Consider the following 20339-nt stretch of genomic DNA (forward strand, 5'->3'; position numbering starts at 1 on the left):
ATGAAATAGTAAAAAAGGTTAGGCTAGAATCATTTTGAATAGAGAAATAAGAAGATCAATTTTAGGGATATCTTCCCGCATTCTTTCATGGAAACGTTGCAAAAAAAATTTTCAATGTTCGCTTTTAGCCCCTTTTCTTTTAGGATAGAACCTGTTATTCTAAGTCAGAAGAATAGCGAAGGAGCGAAGAAAAATGAGTCGATTGGTTAGTACTTACCAAAGAAATGAATCGATAAAAAAAATAGCAGTGATGGCGATAACCGCTTTGACTTCTGCGGTCGGTTTGAATTTCTTTTTGATTCCGGCAAAAGTTTTTTCGGCAGGGATGAACGGAATTGCGCAAATCATTGCTACATTATTATATACAAATTTAGGAATCCATATTAATACAGGGATCTTCATTTTATTTTTAAACATTCCCGTCTTCATTCTAGGGTTTGTAAAATTAGGGAAACAATCAATGATTCTTAGTTTCATCAATGTTATTGGTATTTCCGTTGTCACTATGTTTGTGCCAATCGTAACAGTCACAACGAATCCTTTGATGAACGCAATTATGGGTGGTGTCTTAGTCGGCGTTGGCGCAGGGCTTTCATTGAAAATGGGCTTTAACACTGGCGGCATGGATATTATTTCACTGATTCTTTCAAAAACAACAGGGAAAACCGTTGGTAATTTTATGTTCTTATTAAATGGTATTATTGTGCTGTTGGCTGGTTTTGTATTTAACTGGGAAAGTGCGTTGTATACTATTATTTCTATTTACTGTTTGAGTCAGGTGGTCGACATGATTCATACCAGTCACCAAAAAGTCACAGCAATGATTGTCACCACGAGACCAGAAGCTGTTGCCTTAGAAGTTTCTCAACAAATCGCTCGTGGCATGACCTTGTTGCCTTCAATCGGCGGCTATTCAGGTGCAGAAGGTCGGATGATTATGATGGTCATTACTCGCTACGAGCTCTATGATTTAGAACAAGCAGTTTACAGTATCGATGAGAATGCCTTTGTAAATATTTTACCAACACAATCGGTTTTAGGGCGTTTTGCCAATGAAGATGAACAACGGATTTTTCATAGTACAGGAACATTTCCTGAGCTTCAATCTTACAAGGTGAAACGTTATCCGCCAAAGAAAAAATTAAAATAGCAAGTCGGCCTTCAGGTCCCAAAGTCTTAACGGGAAAACTGGAGGTTTTTTTATAAAAATGAAGGTTATGTGAAAGAATAGACAAAAATTTTCTGAAAAAGGGAATTTTACTAGAAAAGTGTCAGGAATTCTGCTAAAATAGAACCGTTGGTTAGGGAACACCTAACAAATAAAGTTTTTAAAAACTTAGGAGGAATTTTTTATGCCAGTAGTATCAGGAGCAGAATTCTTAAAAGCAGCACGTAAAGGCGGCTATGCAGTAGGTGGCTATAACACAAATAACTTAGAATGGACACAAGCGATTTTAGAAGCAGCAGAAGCTAAAAAAGCACCAGTTCTAATCCAAACATCAATGGGCGCTGCTAAATACATGGGCGGCTACAAAGTAGCTAAAGACATGATTACTAATTTAGTAGACTCAATGAATATCACAGTTCCAGTAGCAATTCACTTAGACCACGGTGACTACGAAGCTGCTTTAGAATGTATCGAAGTTGGCTATACTTCAATCATGTTTGATGGTTCTCACTTACCATTCGAAGAAAACTTAAAATTAGCGAAAGATGTAGTTGAAAAAGCGCACGCTAAAGGTATTTCTGTCGAATGTGAAGTTGGTTCAATCGGTGGTGAAGAAGACGGAATCATCGGTACTGGCGAATTAGCTGATATCGAAGAATGTAAACAAATGGTTGCTACAGGTATTGACTACTTAGCATGTGGTATCGGTAACATCCATGGTCAATATCCAGAAAACTGGAAAGGTTTAGCATTTGATCACTTACAAGCAATTGCTGAAGCTGTCGGTTCTGATGTACCTCTAGTATTACACGGAGGTTCTGGTATTCCTCAAGAACAAATTGAAAAAGCAATTTCAATGGGTATCTCAAAAGTTAACGTAAATACAGAATTCCAATTATCATTCGCTAAAGCAACGCGCGAATATATTGAAGCTGGTAAAGATTTAGAAGGTAAAGGATTTGACCCTCGTAAATTATTAGCACCAGGTAAAGCTGCAATCATCAAAGATGCAGAAGAACACATTGATTGGTTCGGTTCAGCTAACAAAGCTTAATCAACTAGTTACGTTAAAGACAGCCACAGCACGTGGCTGTCTTTTTTATTTTTTGTTATTTTTTCATTCTATTAAAATACCTGAGAAGTTTTCTTTTTTCTTAAGCTTGATTATGATAGAATGATTGGGTAGTTTATTTAGAAAACGTATATTACAGATAGGTGAGAATATAAATGAAAAAAATTGTAATCAATGGGAATCGTCCATTAAAAGGCGAAGTAACCATTAGCGGCGCTAAAAATAGTGTGGTCGCTTTAATTCCAGCTGCTATTTTAGCAGATTCGCCCGTGACTTTAGATGGCGTTCCTGACATTCAGGATGTTCACTCATTAATTGAAATTTTAGAAATTATGGGTGCTAAAATTACTTTTGAAAATAATACATTAATTATTGACCCAACAGAAGTTGTTTCTGTGCCAATGCCAAAAGGAAAAATCAATAGCTTACGTGCGTCCTATTATTTTATGGGCTCACTTCTTGGTCGATTTGGGGAAGGCGTTGTCGGCTTACCTGGCGGTTGTTACTTAGGCCCTCGTCCAATTGATTTACATATCAAAGGATTTGAAGCATTAGGCGCTCATGTAACCAACGAACATGGGGCGATGTACTTGAGAACAGACGAAGCTGGCTTACAAGGAACACGAATTTTTATGGATATGGTATCTATTGGCGCTACAATCAATGTCATGTTAGCCGCAGTTAAAGCCAAAGGCAAAACGATTATTGAAAATGCTGCGCGTGAGCCAGAAATTATTGATATTGCTACATTATTAAATAACATGGGTGCAAAAGTTCGAGGAGCTGGAACGGACGTTATTCGGATTGAAGGTGTCGAAGAATTACATGGCTGTCGTCACTCGATTATTCCAGATCGAATTGAAGCTGGGACTTATTTAGCTATGGCAGCAGCTATGGGTGAAGGAATCAAGGTTCGAAATGTTATTTATGAGCATTTAGAAAGCTTCATTGCGAAATTGCAAGAAATGGGCGTTAAGATGACAATTGAAGAAGACATGATTGAAGTTCATCCATCACATGATCTGAAAATGACGACGGTGAAAACCTATCCGTATCCTGGTTTTGCCACAGACTTGCAACAACCGTTAACGCCATTACTTTTAAAAGCACAAGGAACTGGTGAAATTATTGATACGATTTATGCTCAACGAAATAAGCATATCCCTGAGTTGGTGCGGATGGGGGCTGATGCTTCGGTTGAAGGCAATATGATTATCTTAAATGGCCCAAATCAATTGCACGGTGCAGAAGTAGTCGCCTCTGATTTACGGGCAGGCGCTTGCCTAGTCACTGCCGGCTTGATGGCTGAAGGTACGACCACTATTTATAATGTAGAATATATTTTACGTGGGTACGACCACATTATCGAAAAGTTAACTGCTTTAGGCGCTGATATTCAAATGCTAGAAACCGAAGAACAAGAAGGTCCGTTTGAGGTGGATCAATGAGCGACTATTTAACAATGGCTGAATTGGAAAACAGTACGTTAAAAGATATTTATGCGTACGCGAAAGAGTTTAAAATTCCTTATTATAGCCAAATGAACAAAAAAGAATTGTCTTTAGCTGTGATTCGTGCACAAGCTGAGAAGCAAGGGTTTTTCTTCATGGAAGGAATTTTAGATATTGTTTCTCAGGATGGTTATGGCTTTTTGCGGCCAATTAATTATGGACCAAGTGCAGAAGACATTTATATTTCTTCTTCTCAAATTCGTCGTTTCGGATTGAGAAATGGGGACAAAGTAGCTGGCAAGGCGCGTCCGCCAAAGGAATCAGAACGTTACTATGGACTCATGCATGTTGAAAGTGTCAATGGGAAAGATCCTGAAGAAGCGAAAGAGCGGCCACATTTTCCAGCGCTAACACCGTTGTATCCTGAAAAACAATTAACGTTAGAAACAACGGCTGGCAGATTATCAACACGAATGATTGATGTATTTGCCCCAATTGGTTTTGGGCAACGTGGTTTAATTGTAGCGCCGCCAAAAGCGGGGAAAACAAGTGTTTTAAAGGAAATTGCTAATGGGATTACAGAAAATCATCCTGATGTGGAATTGATTCTGTTGTTAATTGACGAGCGTCCTGAAGAAGTGACTGATTTAGAGCGAAGTGTTAAAGGCGATGTGGTTTCTTCAACTTTTGATCAACAACCACAAAATCATACGCGAGTTGCTGAATTGGTTCTGGATCGAGCAATGCGCTTAGTTGAAGACAAACGGGACGTAGTTATTTTAATGGACAGCATCACTCGTTTAGCAAGGGCCTATAATTTAGTGGTCCCGCCTAGTGGTCGAACCTTAAGTGGCGGAATAGATCCAGCTGCGTTTTTCAAACCTAAACGATTTTTTGGTGCTGCCAGAAATATCGAAGAAGGGGGCAGTCTGACTATTTTAGCCACGGCATTGGTGGATACAGGTAGCCGAATGGATGATGTCATCTATGAAGAATTCAAAGGTACAGGCAACATGGAGCTCCATTTATCTCGTGAATTAGCAGAGCGCCGTATTTTCCCAGCAATTGATATTAAAAAATCAAGTACGCGAAAAGAAGAGTTGCTAATGACACCAGAACAACTAGAAGAAACGTGGAAATTGAGAAATAATATGTCAGGAGACTCGCTGGAATATACGGATCAATTCATAAAAATGTTAAAACGGACCCAAAATAATCAACAATTATTTGAAGTTTTCCATGATGTTTCGTTTGGTAAACAAATTAAAAGAAATCCAAAAAGATAATTGCATACCAACTGAAAACATGGTAAGATAGCATTGTTGTATACCGACAAAATAACTCTGATACAGCAAATGGATCAGGGCAAAGGAGCGAAAAAACGTATGAAACAAGATATCCATCCAAATTACCAACCAGTAGTATTCATGGATTCAACAACAGGTTTCAAATTCCTTTCAGGTTCAACTAAAGGATCTTCAGAAACTGTTGAATGGGAAGATGGCAATACTTATCCATTATTACGTGTTGAGGTTACTTCAGACTCACACCCATTCTACACTGGTCGTCAAAAATTCACACAAGCCGACGGACGTGTGGACCGTTTCAACAAAAAATACGGTCTCAAAGACGAAAACGCAAATCCAGACGCATAGTCTTTCAAAACATTGTTATGACAAGGTTTATAGAGGTTTTCCACTGTGGTGGGAAACCTCTATTTTTGTTGGATAGGCAGTTTTAAATTCAGAGAAATTATTTAAATATTATTTTATTTAACTGAAAGTATAGCTAGTCCGTATACCGTATAATTTAAATTATTTGGATAGTATACATATTGTAAAGTGCAATTGTCTTTTTAGAATCTTTAAGGTATAATTTGTTTTAATGAGTTTATATGTAAGCTTTTTCTTTTTAAAGACTTTGATCATATCTTTTTTATAAGAAAACTATTGTTTGTGAAAGGATATAAAAGTGCTAAAACAATTGTACTTAACAGTATTAAGATGGAGACCGTACAAGCATAAAAAAGTAAAAATTGTGTACATAATGAGTTTCCCAAGAAATGATGGACATTTAATTGAACAATTAGAACAACAATATCACGGAATGATAATAGTACTTTATACAAAAAATTGTCAATCATACGCAGCATCCTTAAATCAAAAAGGCATAAAGACGATACTTTTTGATAAGAAAACTTTGTTGATTACAACGGCGATTTCATACTTGAAGTCAGCGCCGTTAATTTTTGTAGATAATTATTTTCCAGAATTGGCAATTTTAAAAAAAAAGCAAGTAGTTATCCAATTATGGCATGCTAATGGGGCTTTAAAACAGTTTGGCTGGGGTGCTTATCACACGAAACATAGAAGTAGCAAGGATCAAATCAGGTTTCAAAAAGTTTACGATAAAATGAATTATTTTATCGTTAATTCACTAAAAATGGAAGCAATTTTTAGAAACAATTATCGTCTCGAGAATGCTCAATTTTGTCATTTTGGTTCGCCGCGTCTTGCTTATCTTGAAAAATTAGAGGTAGGAGAAACAAATCAGAATAATAAAGTTTTATATGCACCAACTTACCGAGAGGGAATGAATGAAATGATGCTTGTGATAAATCAAGCAATAAAGGCTTTTTCTGCTATGCCAAATTTTCATTTTTATATGAAATTACATCCATCAATCCAGTTAGATGCCATTGAACTACCGAGAAATGTTTCTATTTGGGAAAAGCATATTTTTGAAAGCTTTAGTGAAATAGGCTACTTGATTACTGATTATTCGAGTGTGGTCTTTGAATACATGCATGTTAAAGAGCAACCGAACATTTTATTTTTTTGTCCAGATTTAGAAAAATACGCATTAAATCCTGGAATTGAGCCTGATTTTTTTGAATATTTACCAGGACCGTTAGTTGAAAATGAAAAACAGTTGATTGTGGCATTGTCAAATTTTTCAATAAATAGTTATAAAGATAATATTACTAGAATTAACGAAGAATGGAATCAATATCAGTCAAAAGAGACCATTAATAAAATAGTAGAGTTGGTAGAGAGAATCTTGGGGGGATTTTGTGAAAAGTAAGGTACGCACTGAATATATTGGGGGATTACCAGTTGACGTATTAACACATCAAGAAATTATGGATGACTTAGAAAGTTATCTCAAAGCTAAAGAGAAAATGATTGTAACTAGCGTTAATCCGCAGATTTCATTGTTAGCATTTGAACATCCAGAAGTTAAGTTATATTTGAAAAGAGCAACTCATCGGATTGCAGATGGGATAGGTGTGGTCAAGGCATCGAAGCTAATGGGTGGGTCTATTCGTGAAAGAGTTACAGGAATTGATGTCATGGATAATTTTTTAGAGTATGCAAATCAACATAAGGAACGAATCTTCTTGTATGGTGCAAAGCAAGAAGTAGTTGAAGCAGCAGCTAAAAATATTCAACGACAATATCCAGGGATTGTTATTAGCGGTATTTTACATGGCTATACAAAGAAAAAACAGCAAGAAATTGTGGAACAAATTAACAAAGCTGAACCAAGGTTTGTCTTTGTAGCATTAGGTTCACCGAAACAAGAGATTTTTTTGGAACAAACAATTGATCACCTGACAGCTAATGTATTTTTAGACGTAGGCGGTACTTTTGACGTATTAGCTGGATCAGTAAAAAGAGCGCCAGAATTTTATATAAATCACAATTTGGAATGGTTATATCGTTGTTTGACAATGAAGAGATACGATCGGTTAATGCAAATTCCTAAATATATTTATTTGACTATTAAGTATCGGAACAACAAGTCTAGGGGGCAGTAAATGATTATTTTGTTTATTTGGGAAAATGACGTAGACACAACTTTTTATATCGTGAAAATAGAGAAAGATGAGAAGTTCATTTTACGAGTACCACCTATTCACAAACTAAGTAAATTTGTTCAAAATAATCAATGGAATAGTTTGATAGAAGAATTAAGAAAATTGTCTTCATATGAAGTAACTGAGTACATAATTATAAAAAAAGCAATGCTTTTTTCGTATCTTTTTGAAGACGATAAAGAAATTGTTATTTCAAATCAAAGTGAGCGGCATCTAATAGATCAAAATGGCAAAGAATGGTTTTTACCAAAAGGAAAAGTTGCTGTAAATCAAGAGGTGCTTTCAGAATATCTTCGTTTTAGTCATTCAGATGCTGAACGTTCATTTGAGCATCAGGAACACATTTTTCGTTTAACGAAAATTAAATTATTAAAAGATAAAAATCCGTTAAAATTGCAAAAGCAGTTAAAGCAATTAAAAAAAGCTACAACAACGTCTTTCTCTATAAAATCTCTGAGTAAGTTATTACTAATTTATACTGCTACAGAAAATAAAAAATTTGATCGAAAAACCATCAAAGTCAATCAAGAGTAGCCTTTTTTCTATTCACAAAAATTGATAATTAACGAAGAAATATCAAAGTACAATGGAGGTTTTTATGAAAAAAATACTTACTTACGGCACATTTGACCTCCTGCACTATGGTCATATTAATTTGTTGAAAAAAGCGAAACAACAAGGGGACTACCTGATTGTTGGACTTTCAACAGATGCTTTTAATTTAGAAAAAAAGAAACAAAGTTATTTTTCATATGAAAAACGTAAACAATTATTAGAGGCAATTCGTTATGTTGATTTAGTTATTCCTGAAACTAGTTGGAAACAAAAAGTTTCCGATATTGCTGAATTTAAAATTGATACGTTAGTCATGGGCGATGATTGGCAAGGGGCTTTTGATTTTCTAGAAGTTGAAACAACCGCAAAGGTTCTTTATTTGCCACGAACGCCAGAAGTATCAACCACACAGATAAAAAAAGAATTATATTATAGTGAATAATAAAAAGTCTCCTTGGTATTTTTCAAGGAGACTTTTTTCAAGATTATCCTTCCCAAAAGTCAAAGATTGATCAGCATTGTTTTGCTGATTTGTTAGACTAGTAGGTACATTCAGCTTTATAAAGGAGATCTTGAAGAAATGAGTAGAAAAAAAGTCGGTGTTTTCTGTCTATTTCTGTTTTTCACATTTTTTATTATTGTTCCAAAAGTAGAAGCTACAGAAGAAATGAAGACTAAATTTACAGTAACGCCTGTTTTACCAGAAAATCAAGTGTCAGGAACATCTAGTTATTATGATTTAATTCTGGCACCAAAGCAATCTTCCACTATTGTCTTAGATATAAAAAATAAGACAGACGAAAAATTGTCCATCGTATTGACTCTAGCAAATGCATCAACAAATGATAATGGGTTGATTGTGTACAATGATTTTGATAAACCACTTGATTCATCGTTAAAGGTTCCGCTGACAGACTTGGTTACTTTAGAAAATGAGGAAGTGAGTGTGCCGCCTCATCAAACAGTATCAGCAAAGATGAAGGTGAAGGGACTTGATCAGCCTATCAAAGGAGTTGTTTTAGGCGGGGTTTATGCGCATCTCAAAGATGAAAAAACAGAGGAAGAGAACCAAGCAACGGGATTAACCAGTCGCTACGGGTTTAATGTTGCGATTGCCATGAGGAGTGCTGAGAATGCTCCTTTAACAGAGGTGAACCAACTGAAATTAGCGAAAGTAACACCTACAATTGCTTTAGGGGCCAAATCGCTAAAGGCGGTCATTCAAAATCCGTGTGCTGCTATTTTTCCAGAAGTTCGTTTAGAAGGTCAAGTGATAAAAAAAGGGTCCTCTAAAAAAATTGCACAACGGACACTAAAAAATGTTCGCTTTGCCCCAAATAGTTCCATGAATTTTCATCTTGATTTGGGCAAACAACCGCTAGATGCTGGGACTTATATATTTACAGGACGTGCTATTTTACAACAAGATGAACAACGGTCTTGGCCTTTTCAACAAGAATTTACGATTAACACTCGTGAAGCAAAAAAATTGAATCAAGAAGCTACGATCAAATGGGTCCTACCCACATGGTGGTTACCGACTTTCTACACGTTGTTAGTAATCACAATTGGGGCAATTTATAGTGTCATTTGGCGCAATAATTATCAAAAAACAAGCGAAAAGGAGAGTGAGAATAATGGCTAGTTGGTTTTGGTTGTCTGGCGGTTTAGCGGTCATTTGTTTTATGTTTTTCCTCTTTTCTTTGCTGACTAGTATGAGTTTTATTCAGCATGCAAAAGAACCCAGAAGTATTCTAAAAGAAACGCTTTTAAGTTGGTTAATGCTTTTACTTAGTGGTGGGTGGATTACAATCGGACTATTGTTATATTTTTCGCTAAAGAATCAATAAACAAAAAACGAGCATTCATTGTTAGATAACCGTGAATGCTCGTTTTTTTGTTTTAGGAAAATGCTCTTTAGCAACTTGCCAGATTTCATTGGGCAATCTGACTGAAATTGTTAAATTGTTCTGTCGAAACGACAAAAAAGTGGTAAACTAAACGTGTATGTTAGTTATTTAATCAAAAGTAATGTATCCGCTTACTTATAAAATGGAAACGAAGGAGCATATTGCAATGACAGAAAAACTTTTAGGAAGTATCGAAGCCGGTGGCACAAAATTTGTATGTGGCGTTGGGACAGATGATTTGACCATCGTAGAACGTGTCAGTTTTCCCACAACAACCCCAGAAGAAACAATGAAAAAAGTAATAGAATTTTTCCAACAATATCCTTTAAAAGCGATTGGGATTGGTTCGTTTGGTCCGATTGATATTCACGTTGATTCTCCTACGTATGGTTATATCACTTCTACACCAAAATTAGCTTGGCGTAACTTTGACTTGTTAGGAACTATGAAACAACATTTTGATGTGCCAATGGCTTGGACAACGGATGTGAATGCTGCGGCATATGGTGAGTATGTTGCTGGAAATGGGCAACATACATCTAGTTGTGTATATTATACAATTGGAACTGGTGTTGGCGCTGGAGCGATTCAAAACGGTGAGTTTATTGAAGGCTTTAGCCATCCAGAAATGGGGCATGCGTTAGTCCGTCGTCATCCTGAAGATACGTATGCAGGAAATTGTCCTTATCATGGAGATTGTTTAGAAGGGATTGCAGCAGGACCAGCAGTTGAAGGTCGTTCTGGTAAAAAAGGTCATTTATTGGAAGAGGATCATAAAACTTGGGAACTAGAAGCTTATTATTTAGCGCAAGCGGCGTACAATACTACTTTATTATTAGCGCCAGAAGTGATCATTTTAGGTGGCGGCGTCATGAAACAACGTCATTTGATGCCGAAAGTTCGTGAAAAATTTGCTGAATTAGTCAATGGATATGTGGAAACACCGCCTTTAGAAAAATACTTGGTGACGCCTCTTTTAGAAGATAATCCAGGAACAATTGGTTGCTTTGCCTTGGCAAAAAAAGCTTTAATAGCTCAAAAATAACCATTTACTCGCAGTTCATGCATTATATTTGAAGGAAATGGCTAAGAATGATACTCTTATTATGTAATTAATTATTTAGGAGGGATTAGCATGGCAGATTTAAAAGGACGTTTTGACGATGCAAAAGATAAAGTAGAAGGTACTGCAAAAGAAGCGCAAGGCAAAGTTACGGATGATAAAGGCAAAGAACTTGAAGGAAAAGCTCAATCAACCTTTGCTGACGTAAAAGACAAAGCACGTGATGCCGGCGACGACCTTAAAGAAGGCGCTGAAAAATTAACTGATAAAGTTAAAGAAGGCTTTGAAGACTTAAAAGACAAATTTAGTAAAGATAAATAAAAATTAACAAAAGAGCGTGGGCTTACGTTGAAATAACGTAAGCCCACGCTCTTTTGTTTAGATATCAAATCCTTGCTTCTGTAAAAATGTTTTTACTTCTGGCCGACGATTATAAGAAAAATAGGACAAAGACTTCTGTGACCAATCCGCTGTTTGGGCGTTACTTGAGCGGCTGGCATAATAATCTTTTAATAATTCATCATATGTGTGCATATCTGTCAATTTGTCTGATTGGTAGTGATTTTCACTTAAAATATTTTCAAAAGGCATCCGTGGTTTTACACCATTTAACGTTTCTGGTACACCGATTGTTAATCCGAAAAGTGGTACAGTTAATTCAGGCAAAGATAAGCGTTTGGCTACTGTGTCTAAGTCATTTCGAATGCCGCCAATATAACAAATCCCTAAATCCATAGATTCAGCCGCAATGGCCATGTTTTGCGCAGCAATCGTTGTATCAACGGCAGCTACTAATAATGATTCTGGTGTCTTTAAGGGTTCCAATGATTGCCCCTCTTTTGACAAAATCGTTGCATGACGATACAAATCAGCAACAAAAACATAGAACACACCAGTGTTAACGACATAGTCTTCACAATTCGCTAAACGTCCCAATTCTCTGCGTAGCTCAGGATCTTTGATTTCTATAATTGTATAAGCTTGTAAAAAATTGGAGCTTGATCCTGCTTGAGCTGCAGTAATTAACTGTTGTTTCTGCTTGTCCGTTAACGCTTGCTTTTTAAAATGACGAACGGAACGGTGACTTAGTAATTGTTCGATTGTTTGATTCATAAAAAACCTCCGTTTAAATTAAGAAAGAGAACAGAAAAACCCACAGCTTAATAGTGGGTTTCTCTGTCGTTAATTGCTAAAGATTACAGAATACGTTCAAATGGATCTAAACTAATTCCTTGGTCTAAGACGATTTTTGCGTATTCTTTCGCTGCAAATAAAGAATGATCTTTGTAGTTTCCGCACTCTTTTGCAGAGACTGCTGGAACAACTTCTGTATTGATTACTTTGTTTAAAACGTTGACTAATGCATCACGGATTTCTTGTGGTGAATGTTGATCCCACATAATCATATAAAAACCAGTGCGGCAACCCATTGGCGAAATGTCAATGATTCCTTTTAATTCATCACGCATGTTAACTGCTAATAAATGTTCCAACGTGTGTAATGCGCCTGTTGGTAGGGCATCTTTGTTTGGTTGTAAGAAACGTAAGTCATATTTTTCGACTAACGCATCACCATTTTGTTCTGTGCCAGCAAGGCGAACATATGGTGCTTTTACTGTGTTGTGATCTAATTCAAAACTTTCTACGCGTGCCATGAAATTTCGCTCCCTTTATAATTAAATTCGTTTTAACTATAACAAATTTAAGTCAAAAGTCAATGGATAGTCCTTTGATGGGTAATAGTTTTAAAATATCATGGGAAAATAAAAAAATCATTTTTTTGACTATGTAGGTTTTTTCAATACTATGGTAAAATAGGACAAGTAGCTTTTACAAGAAGGTAAGAGGGGAGTATGAAAATATGGGAAAAGAATATCATGTTGCCGTGGTAGGAGCAACAGGTGCTGTCGGGACAAGAATGATTGAATTGTTAGCAGAAACAAGTTTGCCAATTGCCAGTGTGAGGTTATTGGCGTCTAAGCGTTCTGCTGGACAAGAGATTCAGTTTAAAGGGCAACCTCTTATCGTGGAAGAATTAGTCCCGGAATCATTTGAAGGAATCGATTTAGCATTATTTAGTGCTGGTGGGAGTATTTCCGAAAAGTTTGCACCAGAAGCAGTTAAGCGCGGAGCTGTTGTTGTTGACAACACTAGCCATTTTAGAATGGCAAAAGATGTTCCTTTAGTTGTTCCAGAAGTGAACCCGGAAGCCTTGAAAAATCATCAGGGAATCATCGCAAATCCCAATTGTTCTACGATTCAAATGATGGTGGCCTTGGAACCAATTCGGCAAGCGTTTGGCTTAGAACGAATCATCGTTTCAACGTATCAAGCTGTGAGTGGCGCAGGTATCCGTGCAATTAATGAGCTAAAAGAACAAGCCGAAGATTTTTTAGAGGGAAAACCTGTCAGTGAATGGTCAGCTGAAATTTTACCAGCTGGCAGTGACGAAAAACATTATCCAATTGCTTTTAATGCGTTGCCTCAAATTGATGTTTTTTCAGAAGCAGGGTATACCTACGAAGAATGGAAAATGATGAATGAAACAAAAAAAATCATGGGAGACAACAAGCTAAAAGTTGTTGCCACCTGTGTCCGTATTCCGGTAATTTCAGGACATTCTGAATCTGTTTATATAGAAGTGAAACAAGCAGATGCATCGGTCTCAGCCATCCAAGAATTAATGGCGCAAGCTCCAGGTGTAATTTTGCAAGATGAGCCAAGTGAACAACTATATCCACAAGCGCTAAATAGCGTCAACCAGAAAGAAACATTTGTCGGCCGTATTCGTCAAGACGTTGACGTGAAGAACGGTTTCCATTTATGGATTGTATCAGACAACCTATTAAAAGGAGCTGCTTGGAACTCGGTCCAAATTGCTGAAACGCTACACGAAATGAATTTGCTTCGTGTACCTGAAAACGACTAGAAGGTTTGTATTGTATACTCGGGAGGGAATAGGATGGATTTAACGAATGCAACAATTATTACGGCAATGGTTACGCCGTTTCAAGAATCGGGAGAAATAGATTTTGATAAACTACCGCAATTGGTAGACTATTTATTGGCCAATCATACAGAAGGCGTTATTTTAGCAGGAACAACTGGTGAATCACCCACGTTAACTCATGAAGAAGAATTACAATTATTCCAGCGAATTATTGAACTGATCGATGGACGTATTCCGATTATTTGTGGTGTAGGTACGAATGATACACGTGACTCAGTCGCTTTTGTGAAAGAGTTAGCGACAATCGCTGGTATCGATGCTGTTTTGGCGGTTGTTCCTTATTATAATAAACCAAATCAAGAAGGTATGTATCAACATTTTAAAACCATCGCAGAAGCAAGTGAACTGCCAATTATTTTGTACAATGTTCCTGGTAGAACGGCTGCATGCCTAGAAGTGGAAACTACTTTGCGCTTAGCACAATTGGAAAAAATTGTGGCAATTAAAGAATGTGCAGGGTTAGATGCAATTACTGAGTTGATTGAAAGAGCGCCAAAAGACTTTCTAGTGTATACTGGAGAAGACGGGTTGGCTTTTGCCACCAAGGCACTTGGCGGACAAGGGGTTATTTCGGTAGCCAGTCATGTCTTCGGTTCGTCAATGTATGAGATGTATCAAGCGCTGGAGCAGGGAAACTTGCCGGAAGCGGCTAAAATTCAACGACAGTTATTACCAAAAATGAACGCATTGTTTTCAGTGCCTTCGCCGGCACCCGTGAAAGCGGCCTTAAATCATTTAGGTATTCCTGTTGGAAATTTACGTTTACCTCTAGTTGCTTGTACACCAGAAGAAGAGCAAAGAATTATTCGCACGTTAGAGATTTAAAGAACGTGTAATCATAGAGAGGTGAAAAGAGTGAGTACAATAAAAATCGTTCCATTAGGCGGCGTTCGTGAAAATGGAAAAAATATGTACGTTGCTGAAGTGGAAGATGAAATTTTTGTACTGGATTGTGGATTACAATATCCAGAGAACGAACTTTTAGGAATTGACGTTGTCATTCCGGATTTTACGTATTTAGAAGAAAATAGTGAACGAATTGCAGGGGTCTTTTTAACACATGGCCATGCAGATGCAATTGGGGCCTTGCCGTATTTGCTTTCAAAAATTCAAGTGCCTGTTTTTGGGACAGAATTAACGATTGAACTAGCAAAACTAAGTGTCAACAGTCATGCGGAAACGAAGAAATTTAAAGATTTCCATGTGATTGACCCGCATACAGAAATTGATTTTGGTCAAGCAACGGTGAGCTTCTTTAAAACAACGCACACCATTCCAGATTCGATTGGCGTTAGCATCAAAACAAAAGAAGGCAACATTGTTTATACTGGTGATTTTAAATTTGATCAAAGTGCGATTGAGATGTATCAAACCGATTATGGCCGCTTGGCTGAAATTGGGAAAGAAGGCGTCTTGGCGTTACTTAGTGATTCATCAAATGCTGAAAACCCAGCCCAAGTTGCATCGGAAGCCCAAATCGCTGATGAAGTGTTCGACACGATTCGCTATTGGGAAGGACGAATCATCGTGGCATGTGTGGCAAGTAATTTGCAACGGGTCCAACAAGTATTGAATGCAGCGGATCGTTCTGGTCGTAAAGTCGTTTTGACAGGCCAAGATTTTGAACGGATTATTCGGACGGCGATGAAATTGGAAAAATTACAATTGCCAAGCGAAGATCTATTAGTGAAACCAAAAGAAATGAAAAAATATGCACCCGAACAGTTATTAATTTTAGAAACAGGCCGGATGGGAGAACCGATTAAGTCACTTCAAAAAATGGCTAATAATACACATGGTGTCGTTCGAATTGAAGAAGGCGATTTAGTTTATATTACGACAACGCCGACAACGGCCATGGAAACAACGGTTGCCAAAACAGAGGATATTGTCTATCGGGCCGGTGCTACGGTGAAGCAAATTTCCGACAATTTACGTGTGTCTGGTCACGCTAATCCGAATGACTTGCAATTGATGTTGAACTTAATGAAACCAAAATATTTCATTCCTGTCCAAGGTGAATACCGCCAGTTAGCTGCGCATGCGGACTTAGCACACGAAATTGGCATGCCTTATAAAGATATCTTTATTACAGGTCGTGGGGACATTCTAGAGTATACAAAAGGTAGAATGTCGGTAGCTGGCAGCACAACGGCCGAAAATATTATGATTGACGGGATTGGTGTCGGCGATATTGGTAATATCGTTTTACGAGATCGTCGTATTCTTTCCGAAGATGGTATTTTTGTGGCTGTTGTGACAATTAATCGCCGAGAAAAACGAATTGTTTCACCAGCTAAAATTACTTCTAGAGGTTTTGTTTACGTTAAAACAAGTAAAGACCTAATGAAAGAAAGTAGCAATATTGTTACAGAAATTGTTGAAAAGCATTTAGAAAGTGACGATTTTGAATGGAGCAAACTGAAACAAGAAATCCGCGAAAACTTAAGCCGTTATTTATTTGAACAAACCAAACGTCGTCCTGTGATCTTACCAGTTATCATGGAAGCGACGCAACGCAAGCGTCCCAAAAATAATGCATAGTTCGTCCTGATAAAAGCAGGTGATTTTAGGAGAAATTCTTCTAAAGTCATCTGTTCTTTTTTGTAACTTTCTTCTATAAATATGGTACTATTAATCAGAGCGCTGAATAAAGGAGGCGATTTTAGTGGAAGAGATTGTGTTGTTCCATACCAATGATCTTCATTCTCACTTTGAAAATTGGCCCAAAATACGGCGTCTGGTTAAATCCAAACGTTCGCTGTACCAAAAAGAGGGCAAAACAGTCGTAACCATTGATTTAGGTGACTTTTCAGATCGGTGTCATCCTTTGACCGAAGCAACAGATGGTCGAGCAAATGTAGCTATAATGAATACATTAGCGTATGACCTGGTTACAATTGGAAATAATGAAGGAATCGGCAATTCAAAGAAACAATTAGAGCATTTATATGATCAGGCAACATTTGAAGTGGTCTTAGCTAATTTAGAAGATCCAAAAACCCAAACGTTACCAGATTTTTGTCAAGCATATAAAATTATGACAACTAAAGAAGGCACGAAGTTAGGGTTTATTGGCTTAACCGCACCATTTCCTTTAACGTATAATCCCAATGGCTGGACAATCAAACAAGTGGAAGCAGTCCTTCCTCAACTGATTACAGAAGTTGCGCCTCAATGTGATGTTCTCATTTTGCTTAGTCACTTGGGGATAGATACTGATTTTATGATTGCGGCGAATTATCCTGAAATTCAAGTGATTTTAGGTTCCCATACACATCATTTATTTAAAGATGGTGAAAAAATTAATCATGTGCAACTAGCAGCTGCTGGCAAATATGGACAGTATATTGGTGAAGTGCATCTGTTTGTGGATGCCGACACGAAGCAAGTCACAAGTTATGCAAAAACGATTGAAACAGCAAGTTTAGAAGAGCAAGCAACTGATGCCAAGGAAATTGCGGGTTACTTAACGGAAGGTCATCGACTATTGCAAGCGCAGCAAATTGCACAAATCCCTGAAACCTTGTCAACGGACTTACGGCAACCGCATGCCTTTATAACTGTTGCCTTGAAGGCGTTAAAAGAAGCGGGGCAGACCGAAGCGGCTGTGTTGAACAACGGGTTATTTTTAGCAGATTTACCAGAAGGAATAATCAATGCAGACCAATTACATGAGGCCTTGCCTCATCCAATGCATTTAATCAAGGTTACCTTGAAAGGGTCAGACATGAGCCGTTTGATTCGTGAAATGGAAAAAAGTCGTCAATTTCTGCGGAAATTTCCGATTCGCGGGATGGGCTTCCGCGGGAAAATTTTTGGCGAATTATGTTATGATGGGATTCGTTTTGAGCGAAATAGCCAGACCGTTTTTTGGCAAGGGAAACCTATTCAGCCAGAGCAGAAATATACGCTGACAACAGTGGATCACTTTCAATTTGTTCCGTTTTTCCCAACGATTGAGTTAGTTGGAGAAGTCGAATTTTTATTTCCAGACGTTTTAAGAACTGTCGTGGCGAACTATCTGCATGCCCACTATCCAATCAAATAAAAACAAGGTATAATAAAAACTAGGTGGTGAAAAAATGACAGACAAAAAGACAACCGAAAAAAAAGAAAAAGAAACAGAAACTGCTGCAACCTTTACAGAAGAACTAACAGCAGTTCTTGAAGAAATAAAAGAAGAACCTGTAAAAGAAAAGAAAAAAGGGGAAATTGTCACCATTGTGAATGAAACAGATATTCAAATTGGTGAAAGAGAGTACCGAATTGTTAAAAATCATCGTGATGCCTTTGATCCTGAACGCTTAGGTGAACGGTTTAGTGAAGTATTAGCGCGTTATGATTATATCGTAGGAGACTGGGGCTATGAACAGTTACGCTTGCGTGGCTTTTTTGATACTTCTAATCGTCGGGCAGCGCCGGATCAACGCATTGATACACTAGAAGACTATTTGTATGAATATTGTAATTTTGGCTGTGCCTATTTTGTAATTGAACGAACAGGGGAACGTAAAGAAAAAACAACGCATCGTCGTCGTCGCCATAAAAAGAATAATCGTTCTAACGCGTTTGTCGAGGAAAAGAGTGCGCCCGCTAATAAAAATAGCAAGCCAGTGATTCGTACGCGAAAAGAAGAAAATAAAAAAACGACTACACCCAAACAGCCTAGTTCCAAAAAATCTGGCAAAGGCTTTACGATTCGTCAACGTGAGGAGTAAACAGAGTGAAAAAAGACTATCAAGGATATTTAATTGATTTAGATGGAACGATTTATTTAGGAAAAGAACCAATTCCAGCCGGAAAACGTTTTGTCGAGCAGTTACAGGAAAAAGATTTGCCTTTTTTATTTGTAACGAATAATACCACTAAATCTCCTGAAACAGTGGCACAACGTTTAGCAAATGAATTTGATATTCATGTCCCAGCATCCCTTGTTTATACAGCGACTTTAGCGACGATTGATTACATGAAAGAAACCAATCGAGGCAAGAAAGTCTTTGTCATCGGCGAGGCTGGTTTAATTGACTTAATTTTAGAAGCAGGTTTTGAATGGGATGAAACAAACCCTGATTATGTTGTCGTGGGACTTGATACAGAATTATCTTACGAAAAAGTGGTTTTAGCTACCTTAGCCATTCAAAAAGGGGCGTTGTTTATTGGGACCAATCCAGATAAGAACATTCCGACAGAAAGAGGCTTATTACCTGGTGCAGGTTCAGTTGTGACGTTTGTGGAGACAGCTACTCAAACAAAACCAGTTTATATTGGCAAACCAAAAGCGATTATCATGGAACGAGCGATTGCGCATTTAGGCGTAGAAAAAGAGCAAGTAATTATGGTTGGAGATAATTATGAAACCGATATTCAATCAGGGATTCAAAATGGTATTGATAGCTTGTTAGTTACATCGGGTTTTACCCCTAAGTCCGCTGTTCCAACTTTGCCAACGCCTCCAACTTATGTTGTTGATTCCTTAGATGAATGGACTTTTTGAGTATGATGAGGTCGAAATTGCGTTTAAGGGAAACACTTGGACTCATTTGTTTGTTTTTAACGATTGTGGCTTTAAGTATCACGATCACGATCAATTTTCGTCCATTGTATCTTTTTGATATCCAACACTTAAATATTTTAAAAGACGTAGAGGTTGATCGTGTGACCTTGATTAAAAATTACGATCATTTAATGATGTACTTAAACAATCCTTTTGAAAAAACATTAGTATTTCCTGATTTTCCAATGTCTGATAGCGCGGCTTTTCATTTTTATGAAGTGAAAAAATTGTTTTTATTGTGCTATGGCGTATTACTAGTTACGTTGATGCCTAGTGTCCTTTATTTAAAATATTTGGTGAAAAATCAGCGTTTATGGACATTGATACGGCCATTTCAGTGGGGAATGTTTTTGCCTGTGCTTTTTGGCTTTTTCATGCTGATTGGCTTTGATCAATTTTTTATTGCGTTTCATGGATTATTTTTTAACAACGATGCTTGGTTATTTAATCCGCTGACTGATCCGATTATCAATGCCTTGCCTGAAGCCTACTTTATGCATTGTTTTATCTTGTTTTTTGTTTTATTAGAAGGCCTGTTTTTGATAGGTGTTTTAATCGGAAAACGTTCTTTAAAAAAATAAAGAGAGAAAAGTGAACAATTCCAAAATTGCTCGCTTTTCTTTTTTATTCAATCTAGTTTTAAAAACTAGATTGAATAATTGTCAAAAGTATG

Annotated in this window: 22 protein-coding genes; 20 read left to right on the forward strand and 2 right to left on the reverse strand. The window is 37.3% G+C overall.

All coding sequences use genetic code 11. The features are described from left to right. The first annotated feature begins 193 nt into the window (after nt 1-193). The 13 genes from IGL13_RS04710 to IGL13_RS04770 all read left to right on the forward strand — a co-directional run bounded on the left by IGL13_RS04710 (nt 194) and on the right by IGL13_RS04770 (nt 11420). Nucleotides 194-1150, forward strand: coding sequence for a YitT family protein (locus IGL13_RS04710; protein ID WP_194181325.1), 957 nt, complete (start codon nt 194-196; stop codon nt 1148-1150). Between the two features lie 202 nt (nt 1151-1352). After that, nucleotides 1353-2222 carry a class II fructose-bisphosphate aldolase gene (locus tag IGL13_RS04715; protein ID WP_002357972.1) on the forward strand — a complete coding sequence of 290 codons (870 nt, stop codon included), beginning with the start codon at nt 1353-1355 and terminating at the stop codon, nt 2220-2222. Between the two features lie 173 nt (nt 2223-2395). Further along, a complete protein-coding gene (locus IGL13_RS04720) occupies nt 2396-3688 on the forward strand; it encodes a UDP-N-acetylglucosamine 1-carboxyvinyltransferase (RefSeq protein ID WP_002357969.1) in 1293 nt (430 codons plus the stop codon). After that, nucleotides 3685-4977, forward strand: coding sequence for a transcription termination factor Rho (gene rho, locus IGL13_RS04725; protein ID WP_002357968.1), 1293 nt, complete (start codon nt 3685-3687; stop codon nt 4975-4977). The genes IGL13_RS04720 and rho overlap by 4 nt, the downstream gene beginning before the upstream one ends. Nucleotides 4978-5076: 99 nt before the next feature. Beyond that, entirely contained in the window at nt 5077-5346 is a 270-nt protein-coding gene (locus IGL13_RS04730) for a type B 50S ribosomal protein L31 (protein ID WP_002357967.1), read from the forward strand. A 316-nt stretch (nt 5347-5662) separates the two neighbouring features. Continuing rightward, on the forward strand, nt 5663-6775 hold the full coding sequence (gene tagB / locus IGL13_RS04735; protein WP_002378198.1) for a teichoic acid biosynthesis protein TagB: 1113 nt from the start codon (nt 5663-5665) through the stop codon (nt 6773-6775). Further along, entirely contained in the window at nt 6765-7511 is a 747-nt protein-coding gene (locus tag IGL13_RS04740; RefSeq protein ID WP_002360559.1) for a WecB/TagA/CpsF family glycosyltransferase, read from the forward strand. Before tagB ends, IGL13_RS04740 begins: the two co-directional genes overlap by 11 nt. Then, nucleotides 7512-8105: a hypothetical protein gene (locus IGL13_RS04745; RefSeq protein ID WP_002378200.1), complete on the forward strand. Its 594-nt coding sequence runs from the start codon at nt 7512-7514 to the stop codon at nt 8103-8105. Nucleotides 8106-8157: 52 nt separating this feature from the next. Further along, entirely contained in the window at nt 8158-8568 is a 411-nt protein-coding gene (tagD, locus tag IGL13_RS04750; RefSeq protein WP_002384695.1) for a glycerol-3-phosphate cytidylyltransferase, read from the forward strand. 138 nt (nt 8569-8706) lie between these two features. After that, complete coding sequence (locus tag IGL13_RS04755; RefSeq protein ID WP_002378201.1) at nt 8707-9771, forward strand: DUF916 and DUF3324 domain-containing protein; 1065 nt, start codon at nt 8707-8709, stop codon at nt 9769-9771. Further along, nucleotides 9764-9976, forward strand: coding sequence for a hypothetical protein (locus IGL13_RS04760; RefSeq protein ID WP_002357965.1), 213 nt, complete (start codon nt 9764-9766; stop codon nt 9974-9976). Before IGL13_RS04755 ends, IGL13_RS04760 begins: the two co-directional genes overlap by 8 nt. 226 nt (nt 9977-10202) lie before the next feature. After that, entirely contained in the window at nt 10203-11081 is an 879-nt protein-coding gene (gene scrK / locus IGL13_RS04765) for a fructokinase ScrK (RefSeq protein WP_002357964.1), read from the forward strand. Between the two features lie 90 nt (nt 11082-11171). Further along, the gene (locus IGL13_RS04770) at nt 11172-11420 is read left to right on the forward strand and encodes a YtxH domain-containing protein (RefSeq protein ID WP_002357962.1); all 249 of its coding nucleotides are present in this window, start codon (nt 11172-11174) and stop codon (nt 11418-11420) included. A 57-nt stretch (nt 11421-11477) separates the two neighbouring features. On the opposite strand, the gene nfsA is transcribed toward IGL13_RS04770, so the two are convergent. Beyond that, nucleotides 11478-12212, reverse strand: a complete 735-nt coding sequence (nfsA, locus tag IGL13_RS04775) for an oxygen-insensitive NADPH nitroreductase (protein ID WP_002357961.1) — start codon at nt 12210-12212, stop codon at nt 11478-11480. Between the two features lie 83 nt (nt 12213-12295). Beyond that, nucleotides 12296-12754: an S-ribosylhomocysteine lyase gene (locus IGL13_RS04780; RefSeq protein ID WP_002357960.1), complete on the reverse strand. Its 459-nt coding sequence runs from the start codon at nt 12752-12754 to the stop codon at nt 12296-12298. A 206-nt stretch (nt 12755-12960) separates the two neighbouring features. Here IGL13_RS04780 and IGL13_RS04785 point away from each other — a divergent pair, with 206 nt between their 5' ends. The 7 genes from IGL13_RS04785 to IGL13_RS04815 all read left to right on the forward strand — a co-directional run bounded on the left by IGL13_RS04785 (nt 12961) and on the right by IGL13_RS04815 (nt 20247). Further along, entirely contained in the window at nt 12961-14028 is a 1068-nt protein-coding gene (locus IGL13_RS04785; RefSeq protein WP_002381968.1) for an aspartate-semialdehyde dehydrogenase, read from the forward strand. Between the two features lie 33 nt (nt 14029-14061). Further along, nucleotides 14062-14934 (forward strand): 4-hydroxy-tetrahydrodipicolinate synthase, encoded by an 873-nt coding sequence (gene dapA / locus IGL13_RS04790; protein WP_002361644.1) that lies wholly within the window; start codon nt 14062-14064, stop codon nt 14932-14934. Nucleotides 14935-14964: 30 nt separating this feature from the next. Beyond that, nucleotides 14965-16653 carry a ribonuclease J gene (locus IGL13_RS04795; RefSeq protein WP_002357956.1) on the forward strand — a complete coding sequence of 563 codons (1689 nt, stop codon included), beginning with the start codon at nt 14965-14967 and terminating at the stop codon, nt 16651-16653. A gap of 124 nt (nt 16654-16777) precedes the next feature. Next, nucleotides 16778-18160, forward strand: coding sequence for a bifunctional metallophosphatase/5'-nucleotidase (locus IGL13_RS04800; RefSeq protein WP_002378202.1), 1383 nt, complete (start codon nt 16778-16780; stop codon nt 18158-18160). A 34-nt stretch (nt 18161-18194) separates the two neighbouring features. After that, nucleotides 18195-18830 (forward strand): YutD family protein, encoded by a 636-nt coding sequence (locus IGL13_RS04805; RefSeq protein WP_002369593.1) that lies wholly within the window; start codon nt 18195-18197, stop codon nt 18828-18830. Between the two features lie 5 nt (nt 18831-18835). Continuing rightward, the gene (locus tag IGL13_RS04810) at nt 18836-19606 is read left to right on the forward strand and encodes a TIGR01457 family HAD-type hydrolase (RefSeq protein ID WP_002357953.1); all 771 of its coding nucleotides are present in this window, start codon (nt 18836-18838) and stop codon (nt 19604-19606) included. Beyond that, nucleotides 19594-20247 carry a TIGR01906 family membrane protein gene (locus IGL13_RS04815; protein ID WP_002381967.1) on the forward strand — a complete coding sequence of 218 codons (654 nt, stop codon included), beginning with the start codon at nt 19594-19596 and terminating at the stop codon, nt 20245-20247. The genes IGL13_RS04810 and IGL13_RS04815 overlap by 13 nt, the downstream gene beginning before the upstream one ends. Nucleotides 20248-20339: the final 92 nt, after the last annotated feature.

The organism is Enterococcus sp. DIV1937, assembly GCF_050535975.1.
GTDB lineage: Bacteria > Bacillota > Bacilli > Lactobacillales > Enterococcaceae > Enterococcus > Enterococcus faecalis.

Excerpts from the sequence above, each read along its gene's own strand:
- IGL13_RS04710 (WP_194181325.1), top strand. The coding sequence starts at position 194 with ATGAGTCGATTGGTTAGTACTTACCAAAGAAATGAATCGATAAAAAAA.
- IGL13_RS04715 (WP_002357972.1), top strand. The coding sequence starts at position 1,353 with ATGCCAGTAGTATCAGGAGCAGAATTCTTAAAAGCAGCACGTAAAGGC.
- IGL13_RS04720 (WP_002357969.1), top strand. The coding sequence starts at position 2,396 with ATGAAAAAAATTGTAATCAATGGGAATCGTCCATTAAAAGGCGAAGTA.
- rho (WP_002357968.1), top strand. The coding sequence starts at position 3,685 with ATGAGCGACTATTTAACAATGGCTGAATTGGAAAACAGTACGTTAAAA.
- IGL13_RS04730 (WP_002357967.1), top strand. The coding sequence starts at position 5,077 with ATGAAACAAGATATCCATCCAAATTACCAACCAGTAGTATTCATGGAT.
- IGL13_RS04745 (WP_002378200.1), top strand. The coding sequence starts at position 7,512 with ATGATTATTTTGTTTATTTGGGAAAATGACGTAGACACAACTTTTTAT.
- tagD (WP_002384695.1), top strand. The coding sequence starts at position 8,158 with ATGGAGGTTTTTATGAAAAAAATACTTACTTACGGCACATTTGACCTC.
- IGL13_RS04755 (WP_002378201.1), top strand. The coding sequence starts at position 8,707 with ATGAGTAGAAAAAAAGTCGGTGTTTTCTGTCTATTTCTGTTTTTCACA.
- IGL13_RS04760 (WP_002357965.1), top strand. The coding sequence starts at position 9,764 with ATGGCTAGTTGGTTTTGGTTGTCTGGCGGTTTAGCGGTCATTTGTTTT.
- scrK (WP_002357964.1), top strand. The coding sequence starts at position 10,203 with ATGACAGAAAAACTTTTAGGAAGTATCGAAGCCGGTGGCACAAAATTT.
- IGL13_RS04770 (WP_002357962.1), top strand. The coding sequence starts at position 11,172 with ATGGCAGATTTAAAAGGACGTTTTGACGATGCAAAAGATAAAGTAGAA.
- nfsA (WP_002357961.1), bottom strand. The coding sequence starts at position 12,212 with ATGAATCAAACAATCGAACAATTACTAAGTCACCGTTCCGTTCGTCAT.
- IGL13_RS04780 (WP_002357960.1), bottom strand. The coding sequence starts at position 12,754 with ATGGCACGCGTAGAAAGTTTTGAATTAGATCACAACACAGTAAAAGCA.
- IGL13_RS04785 (WP_002381968.1), top strand. The coding sequence starts at position 12,961 with ATGGGAAAAGAATATCATGTTGCCGTGGTAGGAGCAACAGGTGCTGTC.
- dapA (WP_002361644.1), top strand. The coding sequence starts at position 14,062 with ATGGATTTAACGAATGCAACAATTATTACGGCAATGGTTACGCCGTTT.
- IGL13_RS04805 (WP_002369593.1), top strand. The coding sequence starts at position 18,195 with ATGACAGACAAAAAGACAACCGAAAAAAAAGAAAAAGAAACAGAAACT.
- IGL13_RS04815 (WP_002381967.1), top strand. The coding sequence starts at position 19,594 with ATGGACTTTTTGAGTATGATGAGGTCGAAATTGCGTTTAAGGGAAACA.